Genomic DNA, 19,907 nt, shown 5'->3' with positions numbered 1-19,907 from the left:
CGCCATGAAACGCCTGTACCCCCTGCTGCTGTGCCTGGCCCTCACCGGCCTGGCACAGGCCGACGACCTGATGGACAACGCCGACCTCGCCGCCGGCAGCGACCTGGGCGAACCGCCGATCATCCGCCTGCTGCCCGCAGCTAGCGGCCAGGTGGCGGTGATCGAACAGCAAGGGTCGGGCAACCGCGCCGCCCTTGACCAGAACGGCCAGGCCCTGCTGGGCCGCATCGTCCAGGCCGGGGGCGCGCAGGAGGCGTACATCCTTCAAGAGGGAAGTGACCTGATGGCCAGCATCCGCCAGCAGGGAAATGGCAACAGCGCATCGATCCGCCAAAGCGGCAGCAGCAACAGTGCCAGCATCGAGCAGATCGGCAACAGCAACAGCGCCAGTATCGAGCAGGCCGGCTCAGGCCTGAGCAGTTCAGTGACCCAAGCCGGCAATGGCCAGCATGTTCAGATCACCCAATACCGATAGACCTGGAGGCACCACCATGTTCAAGCTCGCTCCCCTAAGCGCCGCTATCGTCCTGGCCCTGGCCGGCCAGGCCATGGCCGACGACAGCACCTCGAACCAGTCGCAGAGCGGCAACCAGAACGTTGCCGAGGTGCAGCAAACCGTCGCCCCGTTCGCCGCCGCCACGCAAACCCAGACCGGCAAGGGCCATAACCACCTGGCGGTGCAGGACACCAGCACCAGCTACATCAACCAGAGCGCCACCGGCTCGTACAACGCAGGCTACGCCGAGCAGCTGTTCGAGAACGCCAGCCACATCAACCAGCAGGCGGCGGGCAGCTACAACGACGCCTTCGCCAGCCAGTCGGTGGGCGATAACAACCAGGCCAGCCAGTACCAAAATGGCAGCGAGAACAAGTCGACCATCTGGCAGGACACCCAAACCGCCAGCCAGGCCACCACCCAGCAGAGCGGGCAGCGCAACGAGGCCTACGTCGAGCAGTTGTTCGGCGGCAGCAACAACCGCAGCACGGTCAACCAGGACGGCCAGGACAACTACGCCGCCACCGAGCACCTGCTGCACAACGACGGCTACATCCAGATCTACCAGCAGGGCAAGCAGAACTTCGCCTACGGTGACCAGCGCGACGGCAGTGGCGGCACCCTCGCCATCGACCAGTACGGCACCGGCCACTCGGTGGAAGTTTGGCAGGATACCCAGGCTGGCAGCCACGCCACCGTCAACCAAACCGGCCAGCTCAACGAAGGCTACATCGACCAGAGCTTCGGCCAGGGCAACGTCGCCAACCTGTTCCAGCAGGGCAAGTCCAACGCCAGCTGGTCGGACCAGTTCGAGACGCACAACGCCACGACCACGATCAACCAGAACGGCACCAGCAACCAGAGCTTCACCTACCAGACAGGCGACAACCAGAGCCTGACCGTCACCACCAAGGGTACCGGCAACAAGGTGCTGGCCAGCAACTGGAAGGGCGAGAAACTGGGCGGGCAGTTCGGCCACAACCAAACCGCCAAGATCAATCAGAACGGCACGGCCAACAGTGTCAACCTGACCCAGAACGGCGCCTACCAAGTGGCCACGCTGAACCAGAAAGGCAGCGGCAACTCGATGCAGACCAAGCAGGCCGACAACAACAACGAGCTGTATTTCGAGCAGAACGGCAGCGACAACATCCTCGTCGCCGACCAGCGCGGCACCGACAACTATGCCTATGGCTCGACCAACGGCAGCGGCAACACCATCACCCTGGACCAGTCCGGCTATGCCAACCAGAGCTATGTGAACCAGCTGTATGGCAGTGGCAACAGCGCCACGATCAAGCAGGCTGACAGCGCCAACGTCGCCTACGTGACCCAGGGCGGTACGGCCAACCAGGCCTTCGTCAACCAGAGCGGCGCCAACCAGAGCGCCACCATTAGCCAGATGGGCAACGGCAACATGGCCACCGCTACCCAACATTGACGGCTCCCCCTTGAACCGCGGCGCCTCCGCTCCCTGGCGTCGCGGTTCCTTTTTTTCTGCCGGGAATGCAACGCGATGCACCTATCGTAGCCCTGGCCTGCTGCTGCCCCCCGCCCCGGTAGGAGCGAGCGTAGCTCGCGATGGAGCGCGCAGCGGTCCCAGGGCTCCAGCTTCGCGGCTCATAAAGCCGGGCTGCTTTGCAGCCCATCGCGAGCTGCGCTCGCTCCTACAGGTGCAGCGTGCGCGAGGGAATCAGCGTTCGCGAGGGAATCACTGTACGGGTGCCAGCAATGCCGACAGCGCTATAATGGCCGCCTACCCACCCCACGCCACCGCCCGATGATCCAGTCCGACCTCGACCTGTTCGGCCCGCAGCCACAACGCCTGGCCAGCCACACCGTGCTGCTGCCCGGCTTCGCCCTGGCCGGCATCGAGCCGCTGCTCGACGCCCTGCGCCCGGTGCTGCGCGCCGCGCCGTTTCGGCACATGCAGACACCGGGCGGGCAGCACATGGCGGTGGCCTTGACCAACTGTGGTTCGCTGGGCTGGGTGAGTGATGCCAAAGGTTATCGCTATAGCCCCACCGACCCGCTCAGCGGCAAGCCTTGGCCGGCACTGCCACAGGTGCTGCTCGACCTTGCCGCCCGCGCAGCGGCAGCGGCCGGGTTCGAAGGCTTCGTGCCCGATGCCTGCCTGGTCAACCATTACCTGCCCGGCACACGCCTGAGCCTGCACCAGGACCGCGATGAACAGGATTTCGCCCAGCCGATCGTCTCGGTTTCGCTGGGGTTGCCGGCGGTGTTTCTGTTTGGCGGCCTGCAGCGTGCGGACCGAACCCAGCGGATACCCTTGAGCCATGGGGATGTGCTGGTGTGGGGGGGTGAGGACCGGTTGCGCTTTCATGGGGTATTGCCGGTAAAGCCCGGGGTACACCCGCGGATGGGGGAGCGGCGGATCAACCTGACCTTGCGCAGGGCTGGGGGAGCGCGCCGCTAGGCGGCGCATCGCGAGCTGCGCTCGCTCCTACAAGGTACCGTGGAGCCTGATCAACCCTCGAACCATTCCCGGCGTTCATCGAACGCCGCGCGGATCGCGCCCACCAGCACCTGCACCAGCGGGTCATCCTGGGCTTTGCCATTGACCGCCAGCCACACCCGTCGCCGCATCGGCTTGCGAAATACCTCGGGCAAGGCCAGCAAGCCACGGTCCAGGTGCGAGGCATAATGCGGCAACAGCCCTACGCAGGCGCTGCACTTGATCAGCTGGTTGTACATCGGGTAGTCCTCGATCAGCGTCACGCCGCCCTGGCGCGCCTGCACCACGGCATGCCAGGGCGCCAGCGCCGCCACCTGCGCATCCCCCTGCCAATGCACCAGCATGTAGTCCTGCAAGTCGGCCAGGGAGGTTGGCCGGTTGGCTTCGCGCACGTAGCGCTTGGCGATATGCGCCACATAATCCAAGGTCCCCAGCGCTTGGGGTTGGCCTTGACCGGGTGCGTGCAGGCGGGTGGGCGTGGCCAGGTCACCCAACCACAACGTCACGTCAGCCTCCCCGCCCGCCTCCAGGTTCGCCACCTGCAGGCGCATGCCGGCGTGCTGGCGAACGAAGTTGATCAGGTTGCGCCCGAGCAGGTCGTGCAGCAGTGGCGCCGCCACTGCCAGGCGTACCGGCAGGGCTTCGTCACGCGGCTGCGCGCTGGTGGCGCCGGTTTCACGCGCCTGCAGGACCAACAGCAAACGCCGGCCCTGCTGGCTGAGTACCGGGTTGTTGTGCACATTGACGAACAGGCTGTAGCCAAGCCTCGCCTCCAGCGCGGCCAGGCGCTTGCGCAGGGCCACGGTCTTGAGGTTGAGCCGCCGCGCCGCCTGCATGAAGCAGCCACAGCGGGCGGTCACCACGAAGCACTCCAGGGCCTGTTCATCCAGCGCCAGCGGTACCTGGGACCGGATGACCGGCAAGCTGGTATCCAGGGCGCGCTGGCCCCGTTGAAGATCGATCGGCATCCCTCGCCTCCCACGGGCCCGGCTGGCGGGCCCGGTCGTCCTTGTTATTGAGTTGTCAGCGGTTGTTGTCGAGCACCTGGTTCAACGCCGCACCATCGATGCTCAAGGTCGCGGTGTCGAACATGCCCTCGACGTAGGCCTTGGCCACCTGTTCCTGGCGCTGGGCACGCAACACCTGGCGCAGGCGCGGGGCGACCTCTTCGAGGGTAGCCGCGCGGGCCGGTTGCTGCTCCAGCAGTTTGATGATGTGGTAGCCGGCTTCGCTCTGCACCGGGTCGCTGACGCTACCGACCTTGAGCTTGGGCACCACGCCGCGCACCTGCGGCAGCAACTGGGCCAGCGGTTGCAGGCCGCTATCACCGCCCTGCGCCGCGCTGCCCGCATCCTGCGAGTTGGCGCGGGCCAAGGCGGCGAAGTCGGCGTTGGCGGCCTGGGCCTGTTTGGCCAGGGCCTCGGCCTGCTTGCGCACGGCCAGGTCGTCGGCCGGGGTGGCCACGCGCAGGAAGATCTGGCTCAGGCGGTAGCGCGCCGGCACCTGCAACGCAGCCTTGCCGGCCTCGTAGGCCTGCTGCAGGTCAGCGTCGCTGGGGTAGGTATCCGGCACCTTGCTGACCGATGCCAGGTAGTCACGCAGGACGATCTGTTCGGTGGCCGCCCGTACCTGCCCCTGAATGTCGGCCCGCTGCAACCAGCCCTGGGCCTCGGCCTGCTGGAACAGCGCCTTCTCGGCCAGGCGCGAGCGGATCCACGCCTCTAGTGCCTGGCGGTCGCTGCGCAGGTTGGCCCGGGCCTGCTCGGGCAGTTGCGCGAGCAACGCCTTGAGTTCGTCACTGCCCACCTGCTGGTCACCCAGGCGTGCCAACGCCTGCCCACTGGCCAGTGCGGATGGCGCCGGGTGCACCGCCGCCACCGGCTCCTCGCCCGGGCGCAAGGCCAGGGCGACTGCCACTGCGAGCAGCGCCAGCGCACCCGCGCCGGCCCACAGGCGCCGCACTGTCACGAGGCGCTTTCCGCAGTTACCTGGGCCTGCTGCGCCGCCAGGTTACGGCTGTAGTCGCGCAGGTAGACGATGAATTCCTGCAGCAGGCGGTCCCACAGCATCAGGCTGCCGAGCAGGTGCTTGTGGCTGACGCCGTCCGCCACCACCACGTCCATTTCCATCACCAGGAATTCACCCTGCACCGACAACCGGGCGAAGCGGCGGCTGGCGTTCCAGCGCTCGGCCAAGCCTTCAGGCAATTCGCCCTGGATGCGCAGCGCACAGCTGAAGGTGAAATCGAGGAATTCGTTATCAGTGCCTGCGGCCAGGTTGCCGAAGCGCACGGCATAGCCGACGCCTTGGCTGGCGCTGAGCAGTTGCACCACGGCGTTCTGTTCGCTGCGGTTGACCCGGCAACCGGCGTCCTGCAGCAGCGTGGTCAGGGAATCGGCGCTCACGGTTTCGATCAGGTTCATGTCGCTCATGTCTTGCCTTCCTTGTAAAAAACGTTCACTGACGGGCTTGGGTGGGCGCGTCGAACTGGCTTTCGTAGAGTTTGTCGCCGTAGGCCTGGGCCATTTCCTCGAACTTGACCCGGGCGCCGCCGGCAAACGGCTGGCGCATCTGCACCACATCGGCGATGTCGATTTTCTCGTAGGCGGCCAGCAGCTCCTTGGCCGTGCCGTACATTTGCTGGTTGCGCGCCTGGCATTGCTGCACCTGGGTGTCGCGCTCGGCCAGGTTGGCCTGCAGGGTGGCGCGCTCGCTTTCCTTGGCCCGGGCCATGCCCAGCAGCTCGTCGTAGGCCTGCTTGTACTTGGCCAGTTGCTCGTTGCTGCTGGCCACCAGGGCTTGGGCCTGGCTGTGCACGGCCTGCTGCTGGCCGGCCAGTTGCTCGCTTTGGCCGCGGGCCTTGGCCAGTTCAGCAGTGAGCTGCTTGACCTGCACCTGGGCGGCGTCACGCTGCTGCTCGGCGGCCTGGCGGGCGGCGCTGGCCTGGGCCTGTTCGCTCTGCAACGCCTGCAGTTGCTGGGTGGTGCTGCGCAACTGGGCGCGCAGGCGCTCCTCCAGGGTGTCGGCCGAAGCCGAGGCCGCCAGGCTGCTGCCCAGGGCCAGCAGCAGCCAGGTGCAACAGCGGCGGTAGGCTTGCTTGTTCATCTGCATGCTCCCTTCTGGCAATGGTTCATCGGGTGACAGTGGCCGTTGTCATGGTCAGAACCGGGTGTTGACTTCAAGTTGGAGAACGTCGATGTCGAACGGCGCGCCGTACACTGCCTCGCTGCTCAGCCAGCGCGCGGTGGCGTAGACGTTGTCGGCCAGGCCGTAGTTGGCACCGAGGATGTAGCCCTTGGCGTTGGTGCCGCCGAGGTGGAAGCTGGAATCGTTGAAGCCATCAGGCACGGCGTCGGGCTCGATGCGCTTGTAGCCGGCAAACAGGTTCCAGTCGCCGGCCTTGCGCATTTCCAGGGCGTTGCCCAGGGTGAACTGCAGCATCCAGGCGTCGCCGCCACTTTTGAGGTTGCCGCTCTCGTCGACGTTGTTCACAAACTTGCCGGCCGAGCGCTTGCGCATGTCGCCTTCGTCGTAGGCCAGGTTGTGGATGTAGTTGGCCTGGGTGCGCAGCTTGAAGTCGGCCGGCAGGTCCGCGTCCCACACCAGGTTCAGGTCCAGCAGTTCGAACTCCGAGGCGATGCCGACGAACTGCGGGTCGGGGGTGTTGTCGCCCAGGGCCGGGTTTTGCGTGTTGTTGCGCAGCTGGAACAGGGTGTTGCCCTTCTGCATGAAGGTCGGGCGGGTTTCGTCGGTGTCGCAGGCAGGCTCGCCATCCCATGGCGAACAGGTGCTGGAGCGCTCGCCGGCGATGTCGTCGAAGCGGTAATAGGCCGCCGCGCCCTTGATCCGGTGATGGTCGTTGATCGCCCACTTGGCCCCCACCTGGGCGCCATACAGCCACTTGTTCTCGCTGCCTTCCTTGTCGAAGCCGTTGCTGGTGGCGGTATCGTCGCTGTACTGCACCGGGAACGCGCCAACGGTCCCGAACACGCTGACCGCGCGGTTCACCGGCTGGTCGAAGAGCGCCGCCAGGCCGTCGAAGTTGAGGTCGTGGGAATACAGGATGTCGGTGGACATGAACGGGTTGGCGATCCGCCCGCCGGTCAGGGTCAGGCGCTCGCTGGGCGTCCAGCTGACGTACCCCTGGTCGAGCCAGATGTCTTTCTTGCCGAAGCCGCCGCCGAGGTTCTGGGTGGTCGACACCGGGTTGTCGTTGGAACCGGTGGCCACGCGAATGCCAGCCACCCAGTCTTCGGCCAGCTGCGCCTTGAGGCCGAAGCGGGCGCGCAGGCGCAGGATGCTGGTGCGGTCCTCGCGGGTGTTGAGCAGCGGCGGCAGGTCCGAACTGCTGTCGGGGTTGACGTCGAACGGCCCCTTTTCGTTGAGCTTGGCAAAGTCGGTGATCCTGTCGCTGTTGTTGTCAGCGTAGTAGCGCGACTCGCCGCGCAGGCGCAGGTCGCCGTCGAAGCTGATGCGCGAGGCCCAGTCGGGGAAGGTATTGGGCGCGGCCCAGTTTTCCTGCTTGGCCGTGTTCATCACCTCGGCCTTGATTTCGTCGCGAATCTGCTGGCGAACCACGGCGGGTACGTACTGCACGCGCACCTCGCCGTTAGCCGCCGGCGCCTGGGCGACGATGGGCGCGGCGCTGTTGGCGGCGCGTACTTCACGGGCCTCGCGCTCGGCCTGGGCGATCAGCGCATCGGCCTTGTCCTGCTTGAGCACGCCCTGCTCCACCAGCAGGCGGATCAGGTTGACGGTCGCGTTGTCCGACGGGGCAGCGCTGGCGACAGTCGGACCGACCGCGGTGGCGGCGGCCAGCAGGCCTATCGCCAGGGTCAATCGGTTCACTGGGCACTTCATGGGTTGCAACTCCTGTGGGTCAGTCGTGCGTCGTTGTTCATGGCCGGCGCCCTTGCAGGGCGACTTTCACCGGCAGGGTCAGGCTGGCCGGTGGGCGCTGGTCGAGTGCGGGGGCGGCGCGCAGCGCGGCCAGCACCTGGCCGTCTACCTCGGGGTCGCCACTGGGCCGCAGCAGCTCCACGCGGGTGATTTCCCCCGCCGCGCTGAGCCAGATCTCGGCTTGCAGGTTGAACGCCAGGTTGCGCAGTTCCGGGTTGTCGCGCAGCAGGCGCTGGAAGGCGTAGGCCAGGTACTGGCTGTAGGTGCCATTACCCAGGCCACCGCCGCCGCCACCCATGCCGCTGCCCTTGCCGGAGCCGACGTTGAAGGCGTCGCCACCGGCTTGCGCATCACCGTCCATCTGCATCGGGTTGGCCAGGTCCTGGGCCGGGTCCGGGGCGTCCTCGGCGGGCTTGACCTCCTCGGCCTCCGGCACCGGTTCCGGCTCGGCGATCTTCTGCTCGACCGGTGGTTCGGGCTCCTTGGGCGGCTCCGGGGGTGGCGGCGGCGGCGGTGGCGGCAGCGGGATGATCGCGGGGATCTTCGGCGCCTCGCGGCGCACGCCGCTCATGTCGTTGGCCCACTGCCAGAGCAGCCAGGCCAGGCCCGCGCCAACGACGGCGAGCACGGCCCAGGTGACCAGGCGGCGGGTGTTGGCTGTGCGTTGCATGGCGGCCCTCACCCCTGGTTCGGCTTGCCGGTAACCAGCCCGACCTGGGCCAGTTCAAGGCGGCGCAACAGGTCGAGCACCTCGACCACCTTCTGGTACTGCACACCGGCGTCACCGCGCACGATCAGCGGGAAGTCCGGGTTACGCGCCTTCTCGCTGCGCAGGCGGTCTTCAAGCTCCTGCAAGGTCACCGGGTAGGCGTCGAGAAATACCTGGCCTGCGTCGTTGATCGAAATCGCCTTGGTCTTGGGCTGGGCCAGCGACACCGTGGCGCTGGCCTTGGGCAGCTGCACCTGGATGCCGGAAACCTGGGCGGTGGCGGTGAGGATGAACATCACCAGCACCACCATCAGCACATCCACCAGCGGCGTGATATTGATGCTGTCGACCGCCGCGTCGGTGTCGTCGTCATGGGCGTTGTTGACGGAAGCCATGGCCCACTCCTTACGCCGGAACCGACGGGTTGACGGTACGCCCGGCCGGGCGCGCCGCTTCACCGGCCTGGCCTTCACCATGCAGCTCGGCCAGGCGGGTGATGAACTCGTCGACGAACACCCGCATGTCGGCGCTGACTTCGCGATTGCGGGTGGTCAGGCGGTTGTAGCCAAACAGTGCCGGAATCGCCACGAACAGGCCCATGGCCGTGGCCAGCAAGGCGGCGGCCATGCCCGGGGCAATGGCGTTGATGTTGACGTCGCCGGCCATGGCGGTGCCGAGGAACACCACCATGATCCCGAGCACGGTGCCGAGCAGGCCGATGTACGGGCCACCGGCGATGGCGTTGGACAGGGTCGAAAGCTTCGACGACAGCGCCTGGTTCTCGCGGGTGCGCACACCGTCCATGGAGCAGCGGATGGCTTCGATGGTGGCCGCGGACACAGCGCTGGTGTCGGCACCCTGGGCACGGCGGGTGCGAATTTCCTGCACGGCCACCAGGTACAGGCGCCACAGCGGCGAGTTGCCCAGCGCATCGTGCAGCCCGCGGTCGTCGGCGAACTGTTCAAGGCGCGTCCCCACCGTGGCGAAATGCTCGCGGAATTCGGCGTTGGCAGCGGTGACGCGGTTGAGGGTGCGTTGCTTGCGCAGCATGATGACCCACGACTGCACCATCATCAGCACCAGCACCGCGATGATCACCCAGGCGTCGACCGGCACTGCCTTGAGCAGGAAGCCGAGGCTGCCGAAACCAAAGCCGGACTGCTCCTCGTCCACGCCGTAGGCCACTAGGCGCGACTCGGCGCCCTGGGCCAGCACGTCGGCCTGCAAGCTGGCCTGGCTGCGCGCCACGCGGGAGAGGCGCAGCTCGTCCAGGGCACCCACGAATGGCACGTACTGGCTTGGCGCCTGGCCTTCGGCCACCGGCAGGTCGCCGGCGATGCCCAGGGCGCCCGTGAAGGCCGGCAGGCTGGCGGCCAGGCGGGCCACCGGTTGGCCTTCCAGCAGCAGCGTCAGGTTGCCACCCTCGCCCACCAGGGCCAGGTGCTGCCACTGCCCGCCGACCACGGCCTGGTTGGCGGCCGAGCGCTGGCCGTCGACTTCGATGAACGGCACACCCTGGGCCAGGCCCAGCAGCAGGCTCTGGCCGGCTTCGCGGCGGGCCAGCAGCAACTGCTCGCCCACGGCCTGGTCCTGGCGCAGCCAGGTGCTGAAGGTGAACGCACCGCCTGCTGGCCATTGCAGCGAAGCACTGGCCGGCAGCTGCAGCGGCTGGCCGCCGAGCTGGATGCCACGGCCAATCACGCCGTCGACGCCCACTGCCGGGCCTTGCAATTGGTTAGCGTAGGGGCTGGCGTCACGCGGGGCGGCGCCATCGAAATGGTACAGCGCGGTGTAGTCGGCATCGAAGCTCGGCTGGCCGGCAGGTGCCTGGGCCTTGGGGTTGCCGTAGTACATCCACAGGTCCTGGCGCTGGCCCGCCTCGATGCGCGGCACGTCGACCCAGATCAGCGCCATGCCCATCAGCGGGTCGAACTGCTCGATATGGTGGTTGAGCACGGTCTTGTCGTCGGCGCTGACGAAGCGGATGTCGGCGCCAGTTTCATTCACCCCGTCAAAGGTGAAGTTACCGGTGTGCAGGCGCACCAGCAAGGCGGTGCGGCCCAGCGCCTGGGTGAGGCTGGCGCCTTGCGGGGTGGTGTCCACGGCGATCTGCTTGCGGTACATCCAGTCGTCCTGCCACCAGGCACTGGCACTGCCGGGCAGGGCGAAGCCCAGGCACAGCAGCAGGGTCAAGATAAGGCGTTGCATGGAAAGTCTCCAGGTCGGGGCCGGTGGGCCAGGTGGGGCTTAAAAGGTCGCCTGCACGCTGAAGTGCACACGCGAGTCGTTCTTGTCGGTGTTGGGGCCATCCTTGAGCGGCAGCGCCCAGTCGACGCTACCGGACAGCCAGTCGGTGAGCGTGGCGCGGGTGCCGATGCCGACACTGGCCAGGCTGTAGCTGTCGTCCTGTTCGGGCAGGGCGTCCTGCAGGCGCAGTTGCGCGCCCTCGGCGAACAGGTAGAACCGCCAGTCGTTGATGTAGTTGCCGACATAGCGGCCCAGGGACGGCGTGCGCAGTTCCTGGGAGAACAGCACGCCGTCATCGCCGGTGCGCTCGGCGGCCAGGTAGCCGCGCACCGAGGTGGCGCCGCCTGCGGCGAACTGTTCGTTGGACACCAGCGGGCCCGAAGCCAGCTGGAACGCAAGCTTCGAGGCGCTCTGCCAACTGCCGGCGAAGTCGAAGGTGTAGCTGGCGTCGCCCTTGAGCACCAGGAAGCTGGGGTCGGCGCGGTAGCGCTTGTAGTCGAAGTCGGCGTCGTCGCTGCCATAGCCGAACAACTTGCGGGTGCCGGCGACCAGGTTCAGGCCCAGGCTCAGCTGGTCCTGTTCGGTGAAGCGGTAGCCGCTGTAGCCGAGGCTGATCGGTGCGTACTTGAGCGGCACGGTGTCGTTGCTGTCGCCGAGCTGAACCTGCTCGTCGAAGTCCTTGAAGTCGATGCCCAGCGACAAGGCGTGGGCCCAGGCGCCGACACCCGGCAGGTTGTAGATGGCCGACACCCCATAGGAATGGCCCTTGCCCAGCACGTTGGTGCCGCCGACGGTGGCGACGTTGCTGTCGGAGTGGTAACCGGAGAACTGCACGGTCCAGTGCTCGTTCAGCGGGGCGGCGTAGGAGCCGGACCAGACCTCGGCGTTGTTGCGGTCCTGGGGCGCGGTGAACCAGGTCAGCGAGGCGCTGTGGCCAGCCTGCCAGAGGTTGTTGTAGCCAAGGCTCACCACCGAACGCAGTTTTTCGGTATCGGCGCTGTGGTCGTTATTCAGGCCCAGGCTCAGTTGCCAGGGCTGCTTGTCCTCGACCTGCAGGTCGACGTCCATGGTTCCCGGGCGCTGGCCTTCGCGCACCAGGGGCATCACCTGGCGGTTGGGCGTGCGGTTGAGGGTGGCCAACTCGTCTTGCACCTGGGCGAAATCGGGCACCTTGCCCTCCTCCAGCGCCGGCACCTGCTCGCGGATCTCGACCGGCGAATAATGCTTGGCGCCTACTACCCGCACCCGGCCAACCTTGGTTTCGGTCACCTGCAGGTACACCACCCCGCCCTCGACCTTCTGCTCGGGCAGCTCGACGAACACCGACTGGTAGCCTTGGTCCTGGTAGCGTTTCTGCAGGGCCTCGCGGGCACCTTCAAGGTCGGCCAGGGTCTTGTCGGGGCCAAGGAACGGGTACACCGCCTCCTCGATGGCCTGGGCGTCGAGCACGGTGTTGCCGCGCACCACGTACTCGCTGATTTCCACCCGGCGCTCGGGCGCAGGCTCCGCTGCCTGGGCAGCCGCCTGGCCGGCCAGCAGGCACAACAGTACCCCTGCGCCCACGCCGCATCGTTTGAAGAACAAGTGCTCCACACCGCCCCCTTAAGAGCCAGGAATTCGTCTGATTGCTAGTGGTTTTCGGCTGCGCCGACTGCGTTGTGCCGGGCTACCCAGCTGTTGAGCAGGGCCAGGTTGAGGCTGAACTCGGGCATCGCCTGCACACTGCTGCCAAGCACTTCGTCGACCATGCGCTGCAGCAGCGCCACGGCCATGGCACTGCCCAGCAGCACCCCCAGGTCGTGGCTGAACAGGCTGAAGTTCCACACCCGCGACTTCAGCTCAAGGCCCGTGAACCAGCGAAACAGCAGGTTGTAGTTGAGCTGCTCGTACAGCTGCTTTTCGCTGGGCACCGAGTAGAGGATCTGCAGCAGCAGCACGTGCATCAGGGTGTGGGGGGCGATGCTCATGCCTTGCTCGTCGGCAAGCTGTGCGAGCATGGCGCCCTCGGCGTCGAGCAAGGCTTCGATACGCGGGCGAAGCACCGCCAGCGAGTGCCCAGGTGGCACGCAGCTGGCCACTTCGTGCAAGGCGCCCTGCCAGTCGTCCTGGGACACGATCCAGACCCAGGGTGCACCGTAGCGGTACACCGAAACCGGCTGCTTGCGCGCGGCCTCGACGATTTTCGACAGGCGCTGGTCGAGCTCCTGCATGCCGACTTTCGTGTAGCGTTCCATCGTTCCCATCGCCCCATTCCCCCGCCTGTTCCTACGGCGGCCCCCGGTGGTTGCCCGGGTGCTGCGTCCGTGTTCATGGCATTGACGGGGGTGGCTAATGGCTACCGAACTTTTGTCATGAAAGGTTCATCAGGGGGATTCGGGAGCGAGGAATGGAGTTGGGGCGTGCAGGTGTTCGCCTTGGCATTCTCAGCGCCTATGAGATCGAGCGCCGCCCGCGCGGCGCATCGCGACCTACGGTCGCTCCTACGTTTGTTTCGGGCCAGTGAGTCCTGTGGAAGATGCGCCGCGCGGGCGGCGCTCGATCTCACAGGCGCCACATCCCTCAACCCAGGCACCAGAAACCATCACTGCGGCTGGCTCTGGCTAAGGAGCTTGTCCACCACGGCCTTGCCCTCCCCCGCATCCCCGGCCACCTGCCACAACCGCCGCTCGATCCCTTGGGCCAGCAGGTGCCCCACCGCCGCCTCGATCGCCGACAGCACGCACAGCTGCGCCGGCTCGTTGGTGGTGTACCCCACCTCCGCCTCCAGCAGCTTCTTGAACTCGATGAACTTGAACACCCCGGCGCTGCGCCCTACCGAGTAGATGGTCTTGCTGGTCATCACGTTGGCCAGCACCTGCCCGGTGCGCACATCCACCGCACGCAGGTTCACCGTCACCTGGTCCACCCGGTATTCGCGGGAGATGTCGATGCCGAGGTAGCGTGCACCCTCGCCGCCGCTGCGCACGTTGGTGTCGTAGGCGATGATGCCCCCTTCAAGCATCAGGTTGGCAGCCTGTAGCGGCGGCAGCTCGGCGGCGATGTTCTCGGCCACGTCGGGCTTTTTCTGCGAAGCGCGGATGATCTTGCGTTCGGTCAACAGGTTCTGCAGGCCTTCGCGTTCGAGCACCACGAACCAGCCACTGGCACTCAAGGCATCCATCAGCATGCTCGCCGCGCCCTGGGTGACGCTGGTGGAGAACGAACTGGCCGGGGTCGGCTTGTATTGCCCGGTCTGGTCACGGAAGCCATACACCACGGCCATCAGCCGGCCTTTGGGGCGCGGCATGTTGATCAGGTCGTAGTAGGTCGAGGCGCGCGGGGTCAGGGTCGGGGTTTCCGAGTCCTGCTCGGCCGGCATCGGCTCGCGCAGGCCGCAGCCCTGCAGGGTGGCGAAAATCAGCAAAGCGCTCAGCAGACGTTTCATGGTGTTCTCTCCCCAACGAAGCGACCAGTCCCTCTCAGGGGTTCAGGCCATTGACCTGGATAACCGAGATCTCGCCCGAGGCGCGGTCGGTCACCTTGATGCTCAGCGCGCCGGAATCGTCGATCACATCGATCAGGAACGTATCGGTGGCCATGCTCCCGGTCTGGCCATTGCTGATGTTGTCCAGCAGCTGCGACAACATCCGCGACTCCAGCTGGTTACTGAACCGCTCCAGGGCCGAGGTGCCGCTGAAGGCCGAGGTACGGTCCTTGAGGTCGGGGTCGTCGTAGTCGTTCTGCGCCTGGGCGTTGTTCAGCAGCCAGGTGCCGTTGAGCGGGTTGCCGCCGAATGATGGGTTGACCGGGGTGTAGACCAGCTCGGTGGCCTGGGCGGTAAAGGCGCCCGCCAGCAGGCAGGCGGCCAGGCAATGGGGTAGGCAGGTTCTCATAGCTCATCCCTCTCCAGATCAGTGGTGTCCTGCAGCAGGCGTTGCAGCTTGCGCTGTATCACCTCTTGCTTGACCAGGTCGGCGGCCGCAACGGCCTCTTCTTTGAGTTGGGTGACGTTGGGCGGCAGGAAGCGGCGGTACAGCACGTCGCGGTCGAACTCCACGGTCACCAGGCTGCCCCAGCGGGCATCCGGGCGCTCGCGCACCACCAGGTTGAAATCCAGGCGGCTGGTGGCGCGCAGGCGGTCGGCGAAGTAGTAGTAAAAGTCGTGGCCGATGTGCGAGATGGTGTTGTCGACGATAAAGCCCTTCATCTCGTCTTCGGCGTCGGCCATGGCCGCCAGCGGCAACCAGGCGGCCAGCAGCAGGCCGAGCAGGCACAGGCGTTTCATGGCGTGCTCCCTGGGCCGGCATGGGTGCGGGCGCCGCCTGCGCTTTCGTTGAAGGCCTGCTCGGCGACGAACTGCCAGTCGCTGTAGTGTTCCAGGCCCTCGAAGCCGGAGAACTGCGGGTCGAAGCCGTGGCGCTTGAACGGCGCGGCCTGCGAGCGGCTGTGCACGCCGGTGATGCGGCCATCGATCGAGCGCAGCAGGCCCCATTCGTCACTGTTGGTGATCGGGTCTGGGTACAGCCTGCGAATGTGGTGCCTGGCTTGCGGGAAGCGGTTGTCGTCCAGCAGGTCGGCCAGGTCTTGCGGGTACTGGGCAAGGCCTGGGGATGCCCGGTAGTAGCTGCGCAGGGCCTGGGCGTACTGGCCGCCCACCCACAGCAACTGGCGCTCGTGCTCGCGCTGGGCAACGCTGGACCACACCGTTCCGGTGGCCGCCAGGGCCACGCTGCTGACCGCAATCAGCAGCAGCACGCCCAGGTAGGTGAAGCCGGCGTTGGCCTTACCACTCTGCATAGAGGCTGCCATCACGCGCCCTCCCAGTGGCACCGCTCTTGATATCGGCCACGCCGCCGGCCACGCCTTCCGGCGGTGGCACCAGCTGCCAGGCATCGCTGCGCTCGGTGATCGGGTCGACCGGGGCATTGCGCAGGTAGCGCTGCTCCACCAGCTGGTCGAGCGAATCGGGGTAGTGGCCGGTGTCGCCGTAGTAGTGGTCCAACGCCTCGCGCAGCACCGCCAGGCTCTGGCGTAAGGTCGCCTCGCGGGAGGTTTCCAGGCTGTTGAAGTAGCGCGGCATGGCAATGGTCATCAGCGTGGCGATGATCGCCAGCACCACCAGCAGTTCGATCAGGGTGAAGCCTTTGCTGCGTTTCATGGCCGTCACCATTGCCCGTAGGGGATGTCGTTGAGGCCTTTGCCACGGGCCTTGGAATACACATCGAACACGTCCTCGCCTTCGCGCGGGTTGTCGGGGCTGCTGTCATAGCTGCGCAGGCCCCAGCCACCGCCGTCCTCGCCCTTGGCCGTCAGCAGCGGGTCGTGGGGAATGCGCCGCAGGAAGTAGAACTTCGCGCCCTTGGCGCTGCGCACGTCGCGCACGCCGTCAACCAGCACCTGCAGGTTCGGTGGGTAGCCGCTGGCGTCCAGGCGCTTCTCGATGTAGCCGGCGTCGAAGGCACGCTTGTAGGCATCGATGGCATCGCGGATCTGGTACAGCGCCTCGCGCAGCTGTTGCTCCTTGCCCCGGCGCACCACGGTTTCGGTCAAAGGTGCGGCCATGGTGGCGAGCAGCCCGAGCAGGGCCAGGGTCAGCACCACCTCGATGAGGCTGAAACCCTGCTGGCGGCGTTTCATGGCCGTGGGCTCACGGTGACCGGCACGCTGGCCATCTGGCTGTCGACCACCGGGGCACGCTCGCGGTCGTCGCTGGGCAGGTTGCCGGGCACCTCGCGGGCCGGCAGCGGCGTGGCCTGGCGCACTTGCATGCTGGACTCGGTGCCGGTGCCGAACTCCATGTCCGACGGGCTTTGGTACGGCAGGTTGCGCACGATGCGCGGGGTAATCGCCAGCACCAGCTCGCTTTTGCTCATGTCGTCCTTGTTGCTGCCGAACAGCCGGCCCAAGCCTGGGATGTCGCCAAGGCCGGGCACCTTGTTGCCGCTGGCGTTGTGGTCGTTGCGCACCAGGCCTGCCAGCACCTGGGTTTCGCCGTCGTGCAGGCGCAGGCTGGTTTGTGCGTTGCGGGTGTCGACCTGAACCGGGATGGTGCCCTGGCGGGTGGCTTCCAGCGGCGTTGCGTTGCTCACCTCCAGCGCGATCTTGATCGCCACCTCGTTGTTCAGGTGCACGGTGGGCTGCACTTCAAGCTTCAAGCCGACATCCAGGTAGGTCACGCTTTCGGTGATCACCGGCCCCTGGGTCGAGGGCACCGAGGTGGCGCTGATGATCGGCACCCGCTGGCCAATGTGGATGCGCGCCTGTTCGCGGTTGCTGACGCGAATCACCGGGCTTGCCAGGGTGTTGATGTCCTTGTCCTGGGCGTTGATCTTGGCCTGGGGCGCCGGAGCGATGCTGATGCGGCTGGCGTTGATGCCGCGCAGTTGGTCGAGCACGCTGACCGGGCTGCCATCGTTGCTCAGCACGCCGAAGGTGCTGGGCCATTGCAGGCCAAGGTCGAGGATGCGCGAGGTGGCCACCTCCATCACCTCAACTTCCAGCACCACTTCCGGGTTGGACTGGTCCTGGGACTGCAGCAGCTTCTCGGCCATGCGCACGGCGTCGGGGGTGTCGCGCATGGTCAGGGTGTTGAGGCGTTCGTCAACGAACACATCGCGGGTCTTGAGCATGGTCTTGACCATGTTCAGCGCGGTGTTGGCATCGATGCTGGTGAGGTAGAAGGTGCGCATGACCAGTTCCTGGTAGTCCTTGGTCTTTTGCGGCGAATCGGGGTAGATCATCAGGGTGTTGTCGTTGACGGTCTTCTGGCGCAACTGGTTCTGCTCCAGCAGCAGGGCGATGGCATCCTCGATACGCACGTCGCGCACGAAGATGGTGGCCTTGGTGTCCGGGCGCAGGTCGCGGTCGAAGATGAAGTTCACCCCGGCCACCTGCGACAGCACTTCGAAGATGGTTTTCAGCGCTGCATCGCGAAATTCCAGGGTCACCGGGCGCTCCAGCTTGCTGCGCAGTTGCGGGTACGGCTGCGCGGTGCGTGCCTGCACGTTCTCGATGTCGGTGCGCAAGGCGACGCCTTTCTGGTTCTGCGGGTCCAGGCGCAGCACTTCGCGCATGTAGCGCTCGGCGCCGAACAAGTCGCCCTGGCGCAGCGCCGCCTGGCCCAGGGCCACGCGCTCGTCGAGGGTGCGAATCAGTTCCAGCTGGCGAATGCCTTCCTGGGCGCGGCGGTTGTTCGGCTCGATGGTCAGCACCCGGCCATAACCCATGCGTGCACCGGCGAAGTCGTGGCGAATGCGGTCGGCGTCGGCATGGCCGATCAGCGCTTCCACCGCCGCCTGCCGGCCATGGGCCAGGGCGATGTTCAGCTCGGTGTCGCGAGGGTTGTCGGCCAGGGCCTCTTCCAGGCGGGCGATGCCGGCCTCGTACTGGCCTTCCTTGATGAGCTGGTCGCTGTCCTTGCGCACGGCGCTGGTGCCACAGCCGGCAATCGCCACACACAGCGCCAGCAACAGGAACGGCGCTGGCCTGCACTTCTTCGAAGCGTTCATGGTGCACTCCCTACAGACAAGGTCTGTGACTGATGCAAAGGCAGGTAAACCAGGTCCAGCTCGTTGGCCGAGACTCTGTCGAGGCGGTAGGTGTCGTCGATCACATCGCCCTGGCGCACGACGTAGAGCTTTTCACCGCTTTGCAGGAACACCTGCAGGTCGTCGCGATCACCCAGGCGGCCGATGAATGCGAACGGCAGCGCCGGGGCGGTGGGCGCGGCCGGTGCCACAGTGGCGGCGGCCACCGGTTGTTCGGTGACCGTGGCCAGGGCTTGTGGCTTGGTCCATTGCTGGGCGGGGAACAGGTCGCGGGAGGCTTGTTCGGGCCTTATCGCAGGCAAGCCTGCTCCTACAGGGTGGGTGGGCGCTGTAGGAGCAGGCTTGCCTGCGATGGCGCCAGCACTGTCCTGCTGCTGTTCGAACCAATGCCCCGGCGCCCACGCCAGTGCGGCGCTAACCCCAAGAAACCCGGCCCACATCACGGCACGTTGAGTGTTCATCACGACCTCGACAGGTAAAGGGTCAGCCGCACCCGGCCATTGAGTTCGGTGTCGGCAATGCGTTTGCGCTGCAGTTCGAGGTCTTCGAGCACCAGGGTCGGCAACTGCCCGATCAGGCCGTTGAGGAAACCGCGGATCTGCGGGTAGCTGCCACGCACCGGCAAGACGATCTGGTAACGCGCCAGCTGGGTCTTGGGGTCGATGCCCAGGGCGTACTCACCGCGGGCCAGGCTGATGCGCTGGGCGCTGGCCAACTGGTACAGGCGCTCGATCAGGTCGCTCGCCTCGGGCTGGCCGGGCAGTTGTTCGCGCAGGCTGTCCAGCGCCTGTTGTTCAGGCTTGACCGGAATCTTCAGCTCGCCACGCTTGACCCGCTGCACCTGCACGCTGGCATCGGCTTCGCTGGCCTGCAGTTCGCGCAGCGCCTGCCACTGGGGCAGCACACCGCCCAGGGCGACGCCCAACGCCAGCACGGCAACGGCGGCGGCGCCCAGGCCCACCGGGCCGATGCGGCGCAGGTGCTCTTGCAGGATCAGGCGGTTGAAAGCATCAGGGGCGCGCATGGCCGGTCTCCCAGGTGGCGGTGAGGGTGAAGCGCACCGGGTGCTCAGGCTGCCCGGCCACCACTTCGTGGTTGAGCAGCGACACATCGCTGAGCTCGGCGCTGCGCTCCAGGCGCTGGTGGTACTGCAGCATCGCCTCCAGGCTGCGGGCCTCGGCGCTGATGCGCACCTGGCCCTTGCGTGCATCCGGGGTCAGGGTCAGCAACGCCACGTCTTCCTGGGGCTGCGCTTCGAGCATGGCGAACAGCTGTTGCCAGGGCCGTTGCAGCTGCTGCGACACGCTGCGCATCTGCGCCAGGCGCTCGGCCTGCTCGCGGCTGGCGGCGCTGTTCTGCGGGGCCACGGTGGCCGGGCGGCGGCCCAGTTGCAGTTCCAGCTGGTGCAGCTGTGCTTCCAGGCCTACCTGTTCGGCCTGCAGGTGTTGTTGAACCAGCACCAGCGCGGCGACGGCGACGCTGGCCAGGGCCAGCAGCGACCACGCCAGCGGCTGGCGGCGACGGGGCTGAAATTCAAGGTTCAGGCGGCGCATG

23 protein-coding genes are annotated in these 19,907 nt (G+C 66.6%); 3 read left to right on the top strand and 20 right to left on the bottom strand.

What is annotated here, in order from left to right; genetic code table 11:
• Positions 1–4: 4 nt before the first annotated feature.
• The 3 genes from F3J44_RS02190 to alkB all read left to right on the top strand — a co-directional run bounded on the left by F3J44_RS02190 (position 5) and on the right by alkB (position 2,933).
• Entirely contained in the window at positions 5–475 is a 471-nt protein-coding gene (locus tag F3J44_RS02190) for a curlin (protein WP_167270378.1), read from the top strand.
• 16 nt (positions 476–491) lie between these two features.
• Positions 492–1,937, top strand: coding sequence for a curlin (locus tag F3J44_RS02185; RefSeq protein WP_167270376.1), 1,446 nt, complete (start codon positions 492–494; stop codon positions 1,935–1,937).
• Between the two features lie 339 nt (positions 1,938–2,276).
• Positions 2,277–2,933, top strand: coding sequence for a DNA oxidative demethylase AlkB (gene alkB, locus F3J44_RS02180; protein WP_167270374.1), 657 nt, complete (start codon positions 2,277–2,279; stop codon positions 2,931–2,933).
• A 50-nt stretch (positions 2,934–2,983) separates the two neighbouring features.
• Here the strand turns inward: alkB and F3J44_RS02175 are convergent, their stop codons facing one another.
• The 20 genes from F3J44_RS02175 to F3J44_RS02080 form a co-directional block, all read right to left on the bottom strand.
• A complete protein-coding gene (locus F3J44_RS02175) occupies positions 2,984–3,940 on the bottom strand; it encodes a LysR family transcriptional regulator (RefSeq protein ID WP_167060831.1) in 957 nt (318 codons plus the stop codon).
• Between the two features lie 55 nt (positions 3,941–3,995).
• Positions 3,996–4,940 (bottom strand): peptidylprolyl isomerase, encoded by a 945-nt coding sequence (locus F3J44_RS29740; RefSeq protein WP_167270372.1) that lies wholly within the window; start codon positions 4,938–4,940, stop codon positions 3,996–3,998.
• Entirely contained in the window at positions 4,937–5,404 is a 468-nt protein-coding gene (locus F3J44_RS02165) for a YbjN domain-containing protein (RefSeq protein WP_167060826.1), read from the bottom strand. Before F3J44_RS02165 ends, F3J44_RS29740 begins: the two co-directional genes overlap by 4 nt.
• 25 nt (positions 5,405–5,429) lie before the next feature.
• Positions 5,430–6,077, bottom strand: a complete 648-nt coding sequence (locus F3J44_RS02160) for a DNA repair protein (RefSeq protein ID WP_167270370.1) — start codon at positions 6,075–6,077, stop codon at positions 5,430–5,432.
• A 54-nt stretch (positions 6,078–6,131) separates the two neighbouring features.
• Positions 6,132–7,832, bottom strand: coding sequence for a putative porin (locus tag F3J44_RS02155; protein ID WP_167270368.1), 1,701 nt, complete (start codon positions 7,830–7,832; stop codon positions 6,132–6,134).
• 37 nt (positions 7,833–7,869) lie between these two features.
• A complete protein-coding gene (locus tag F3J44_RS02150; protein WP_167270366.1) occupies positions 7,870–8,541 on the bottom strand; it encodes a TonB C-terminal domain-containing protein in 672 nt (223 codons plus the stop codon).
• 8 nt (positions 8,542–8,549) lie between these two features.
• On the bottom strand, positions 8,550–8,975 hold the full coding sequence (locus F3J44_RS02145) for a biopolymer transporter ExbD (protein WP_028692168.1): 426 nt from the start codon (positions 8,973–8,975) through the stop codon (positions 8,550–8,552).
• A 10-nt stretch (positions 8,976–8,985) separates the two neighbouring features.
• On the bottom strand, positions 8,986–10,788 hold the full coding sequence (locus F3J44_RS02140; RefSeq protein ID WP_167060816.1) for a DUF2341 domain-containing protein: 1,803 nt from the start codon (positions 10,786–10,788) through the stop codon (positions 8,986–8,988).
• Between the two features lie 39 nt (positions 10,789–10,827).
• Complete coding sequence (locus tag F3J44_RS02135; protein WP_205299628.1) at positions 10,828–12,411, bottom strand: ShlB/FhaC/HecB family hemolysin secretion/activation protein; 1,584 nt, start codon at positions 12,409–12,411, stop codon at positions 10,828–10,830.
• 44 nt (positions 12,412–12,455) lie between these two features.
• Positions 12,456–13,061: a transposase gene (locus F3J44_RS02130; protein ID WP_205299627.1), complete on the bottom strand. Its 606-nt coding sequence runs from the start codon at positions 13,059–13,061 to the stop codon at positions 12,456–12,458.
• Positions 13,062–13,408: 347 nt separating this feature from the next.
• On the bottom strand, positions 13,409–14,251 hold the full coding sequence (locus tag F3J44_RS02125; RefSeq protein ID WP_167060809.1) for a CsgG/HfaB family protein: 843 nt from the start codon (positions 14,249–14,251) through the stop codon (positions 13,409–13,411).
• 34 nt (positions 14,252–14,285) lie between these two features.
• Positions 14,286–14,699: a curli assembly protein CsgF gene (locus F3J44_RS02120; RefSeq protein WP_167270362.1), complete on the bottom strand. Its 414-nt coding sequence runs from the start codon at positions 14,697–14,699 to the stop codon at positions 14,286–14,288.
• Positions 14,696–15,091, bottom strand: a complete 396-nt coding sequence (gene csgE / locus F3J44_RS02115; protein ID WP_167270359.1) for a curli production assembly/transport protein CsgE — start codon at positions 15,089–15,091, stop codon at positions 14,696–14,698. The genes F3J44_RS02120 and csgE overlap by 4 nt, the downstream gene beginning before the upstream one ends.
• Complete coding sequence (locus F3J44_RS02110; protein ID WP_205299626.1) at positions 15,088–15,603, bottom strand: type II secretion system GspH family protein; 516 nt, start codon at positions 15,601–15,603, stop codon at positions 15,088–15,090. The genes csgE and F3J44_RS02110 overlap by 4 nt, the downstream gene beginning before the upstream one ends.
• Positions 15,590–15,964, bottom strand: coding sequence for a type II secretion system protein (locus F3J44_RS02105; protein ID WP_167060800.1), 375 nt, complete (start codon positions 15,962–15,964; stop codon positions 15,590–15,592). The genes F3J44_RS02110 and F3J44_RS02105 overlap by 14 nt, the downstream gene beginning before the upstream one ends.
• Positions 15,965–15,969: 5 nt before the next feature.
• A complete protein-coding gene (locus F3J44_RS02100; protein ID WP_167270355.1) occupies positions 15,970–16,443 on the bottom strand; it encodes a type II secretion system protein in 474 nt (157 codons plus the stop codon).
• On the bottom strand, positions 16,440–18,314 hold the full coding sequence (locus F3J44_RS02095; protein WP_167060795.1) for a secretin N-terminal domain-containing protein: 1,875 nt from the start codon (positions 18,312–18,314) through the stop codon (positions 16,440–16,442). Before F3J44_RS02095 ends, F3J44_RS02100 begins: the two co-directional genes overlap by 4 nt.
• Positions 18,311–18,814, bottom strand: a complete 504-nt coding sequence (locus F3J44_RS02090) for a hypothetical protein (RefSeq protein WP_167270353.1) — start codon at positions 18,812–18,814, stop codon at positions 18,311–18,313. Before F3J44_RS02090 ends, F3J44_RS02095 begins: the two co-directional genes overlap by 4 nt.
• Positions 18,814–19,377 carry a type 4a pilus biogenesis protein PilO gene (pilO, locus tag F3J44_RS02085; protein WP_167270351.1) on the bottom strand — a complete coding sequence of 188 codons (564 nt, stop codon included), beginning with the start codon at positions 19,375–19,377 and terminating at the stop codon, positions 18,814–18,816. The genes F3J44_RS02090 and pilO overlap by 1 nt, the downstream gene beginning before the upstream one ends.
• Complete coding sequence (locus F3J44_RS02080) at positions 19,364–19,906, bottom strand: PilN domain-containing protein (RefSeq protein WP_167060786.1); 543 nt, start codon at positions 19,904–19,906, stop codon at positions 19,364–19,366. The genes pilO and F3J44_RS02080 overlap by 14 nt, the downstream gene beginning before the upstream one ends.
• Position 19,907: the final 1 nt, after the last annotated feature.

The organism is Pantoea sp. Tr-811 (assembly GCF_011752535.1).
In the GTDB taxonomy this organism is placed as follows: domain Bacteria; phylum Pseudomonadota; class Gammaproteobacteria; order Pseudomonadales; family Pseudomonadaceae; genus Aquipseudomonas.
This window is presented reverse-complemented; position numbering and strand designations above follow the sequence as displayed.

Excerpts from the sequence above, each read along its gene's own strand:
- F3J44_RS02185 (WP_167270376.1), top strand. The coding sequence starts at position 492 with ATGTTCAAGCTCGCTCCCCTAAGCGCCGCTATCGTCCTGGCCCTGGCC.
- F3J44_RS02120 (WP_167270362.1), bottom strand. The coding sequence starts at position 14,699 with ATGAGAACCTGCCTACCCCATTGCCTGGCCGCCTGCCTGCTGGCGGGC.
- F3J44_RS02080 (WP_167060786.1), bottom strand. The coding sequence starts at position 19,906 with ATGCGCCGCCTGAACCTTGAATTTCAGCCCCGTCGCCGCCAGCCGCTG.
- F3J44_RS02155 (WP_167270368.1), bottom strand. The coding sequence starts at position 7,832 with ATGAAGTGCCCAGTGAACCGATTGACCCTGGCGATAGGCCTGCTGGCC.
- F3J44_RS02165 (WP_167060826.1), bottom strand. The coding sequence starts at position 5,404 with ATGAGCGACATGAACCTGATCGAAACCGTGAGCGCCGATTCCCTGACC.
- alkB (WP_167270374.1), top strand. The coding sequence starts at position 2,277 with ATGATCCAGTCCGACCTCGACCTGTTCGGCCCGCAGCCACAACGCCTG.
- csgE (WP_167270359.1), bottom strand. The coding sequence starts at position 15,091 with ATGAAACGCCTGTGCCTGCTCGGCCTGCTGCTGGCCGCCTGGTTGCCG.
- F3J44_RS02125 (WP_167060809.1), bottom strand. The coding sequence starts at position 14,251 with ATGAAACGTCTGCTGAGCGCTTTGCTGATTTTCGCCACCCTGCAGGGC.
- F3J44_RS02175 (WP_167060831.1), bottom strand. The coding sequence starts at position 3,940 with ATGCCGATCGATCTTCAACGGGGCCAGCGCGCCCTGGATACCAGCTTG.
- F3J44_RS02140 (WP_167060816.1), bottom strand. The coding sequence starts at position 10,788 with ATGCAACGCCTTATCTTGACCCTGCTGCTGTGCCTGGGCTTCGCCCTG.
- F3J44_RS02090 (WP_167270353.1), bottom strand. The coding sequence starts at position 18,814 with ATGAACACTCAACGTGCCGTGATGTGGGCCGGGTTTCTTGGGGTTAGC.
- pilO (WP_167270351.1), bottom strand. The coding sequence starts at position 19,377 with ATGCGCGCCCCTGATGCTTTCAACCGCCTGATCCTGCAAGAGCACCTG.
- F3J44_RS02100 (WP_167270355.1), bottom strand. The coding sequence starts at position 16,443 with ATGAAACGCCGCCAGCAGGGTTTCAGCCTCATCGAGGTGGTGCTGACC.
- F3J44_RS02190 (WP_167270378.1), top strand. The coding sequence starts at position 5 with ATGAAACGCCTGTACCCCCTGCTGCTGTGCCTGGCCCTCACCGGCCTG.
- F3J44_RS02150 (WP_167270366.1), bottom strand. The coding sequence starts at position 8,541 with ATGCAACGCACAGCCAACACCCGCCGCCTGGTCACCTGGGCCGTGCTC.
- F3J44_RS02145 (WP_028692168.1), bottom strand. The coding sequence starts at position 8,975 with ATGGCTTCCGTCAACAACGCCCATGACGACGACACCGACGCGGCGGTC.
- F3J44_RS02160 (WP_167270370.1), bottom strand. The coding sequence starts at position 6,077 with ATGAACAAGCAAGCCTACCGCCGCTGTTGCACCTGGCTGCTGCTGGCC.
- F3J44_RS02095 (WP_167060795.1), bottom strand. The coding sequence starts at position 18,314 with ATGAACGCTTCGAAGAAGTGCAGGCCAGCGCCGTTCCTGTTGCTGGCG.
- F3J44_RS02130 (WP_205299627.1), bottom strand. The coding sequence starts at position 13,061 with ATGGAACGCTACACGAAAGTCGGCATGCAGGAGCTCGACCAGCGCCTG.
- F3J44_RS02105 (WP_167060800.1), bottom strand. The coding sequence starts at position 15,964 with ATGAAACGCAGCAAAGGCTTCACCCTGATCGAACTGCTGGTGGTGCTG.
- F3J44_RS02110 (WP_205299626.1), bottom strand. The coding sequence starts at position 15,603 with ATGCAGAGTGGTAAGGCCAACGCCGGCTTCACCTACCTGGGCGTGCTG.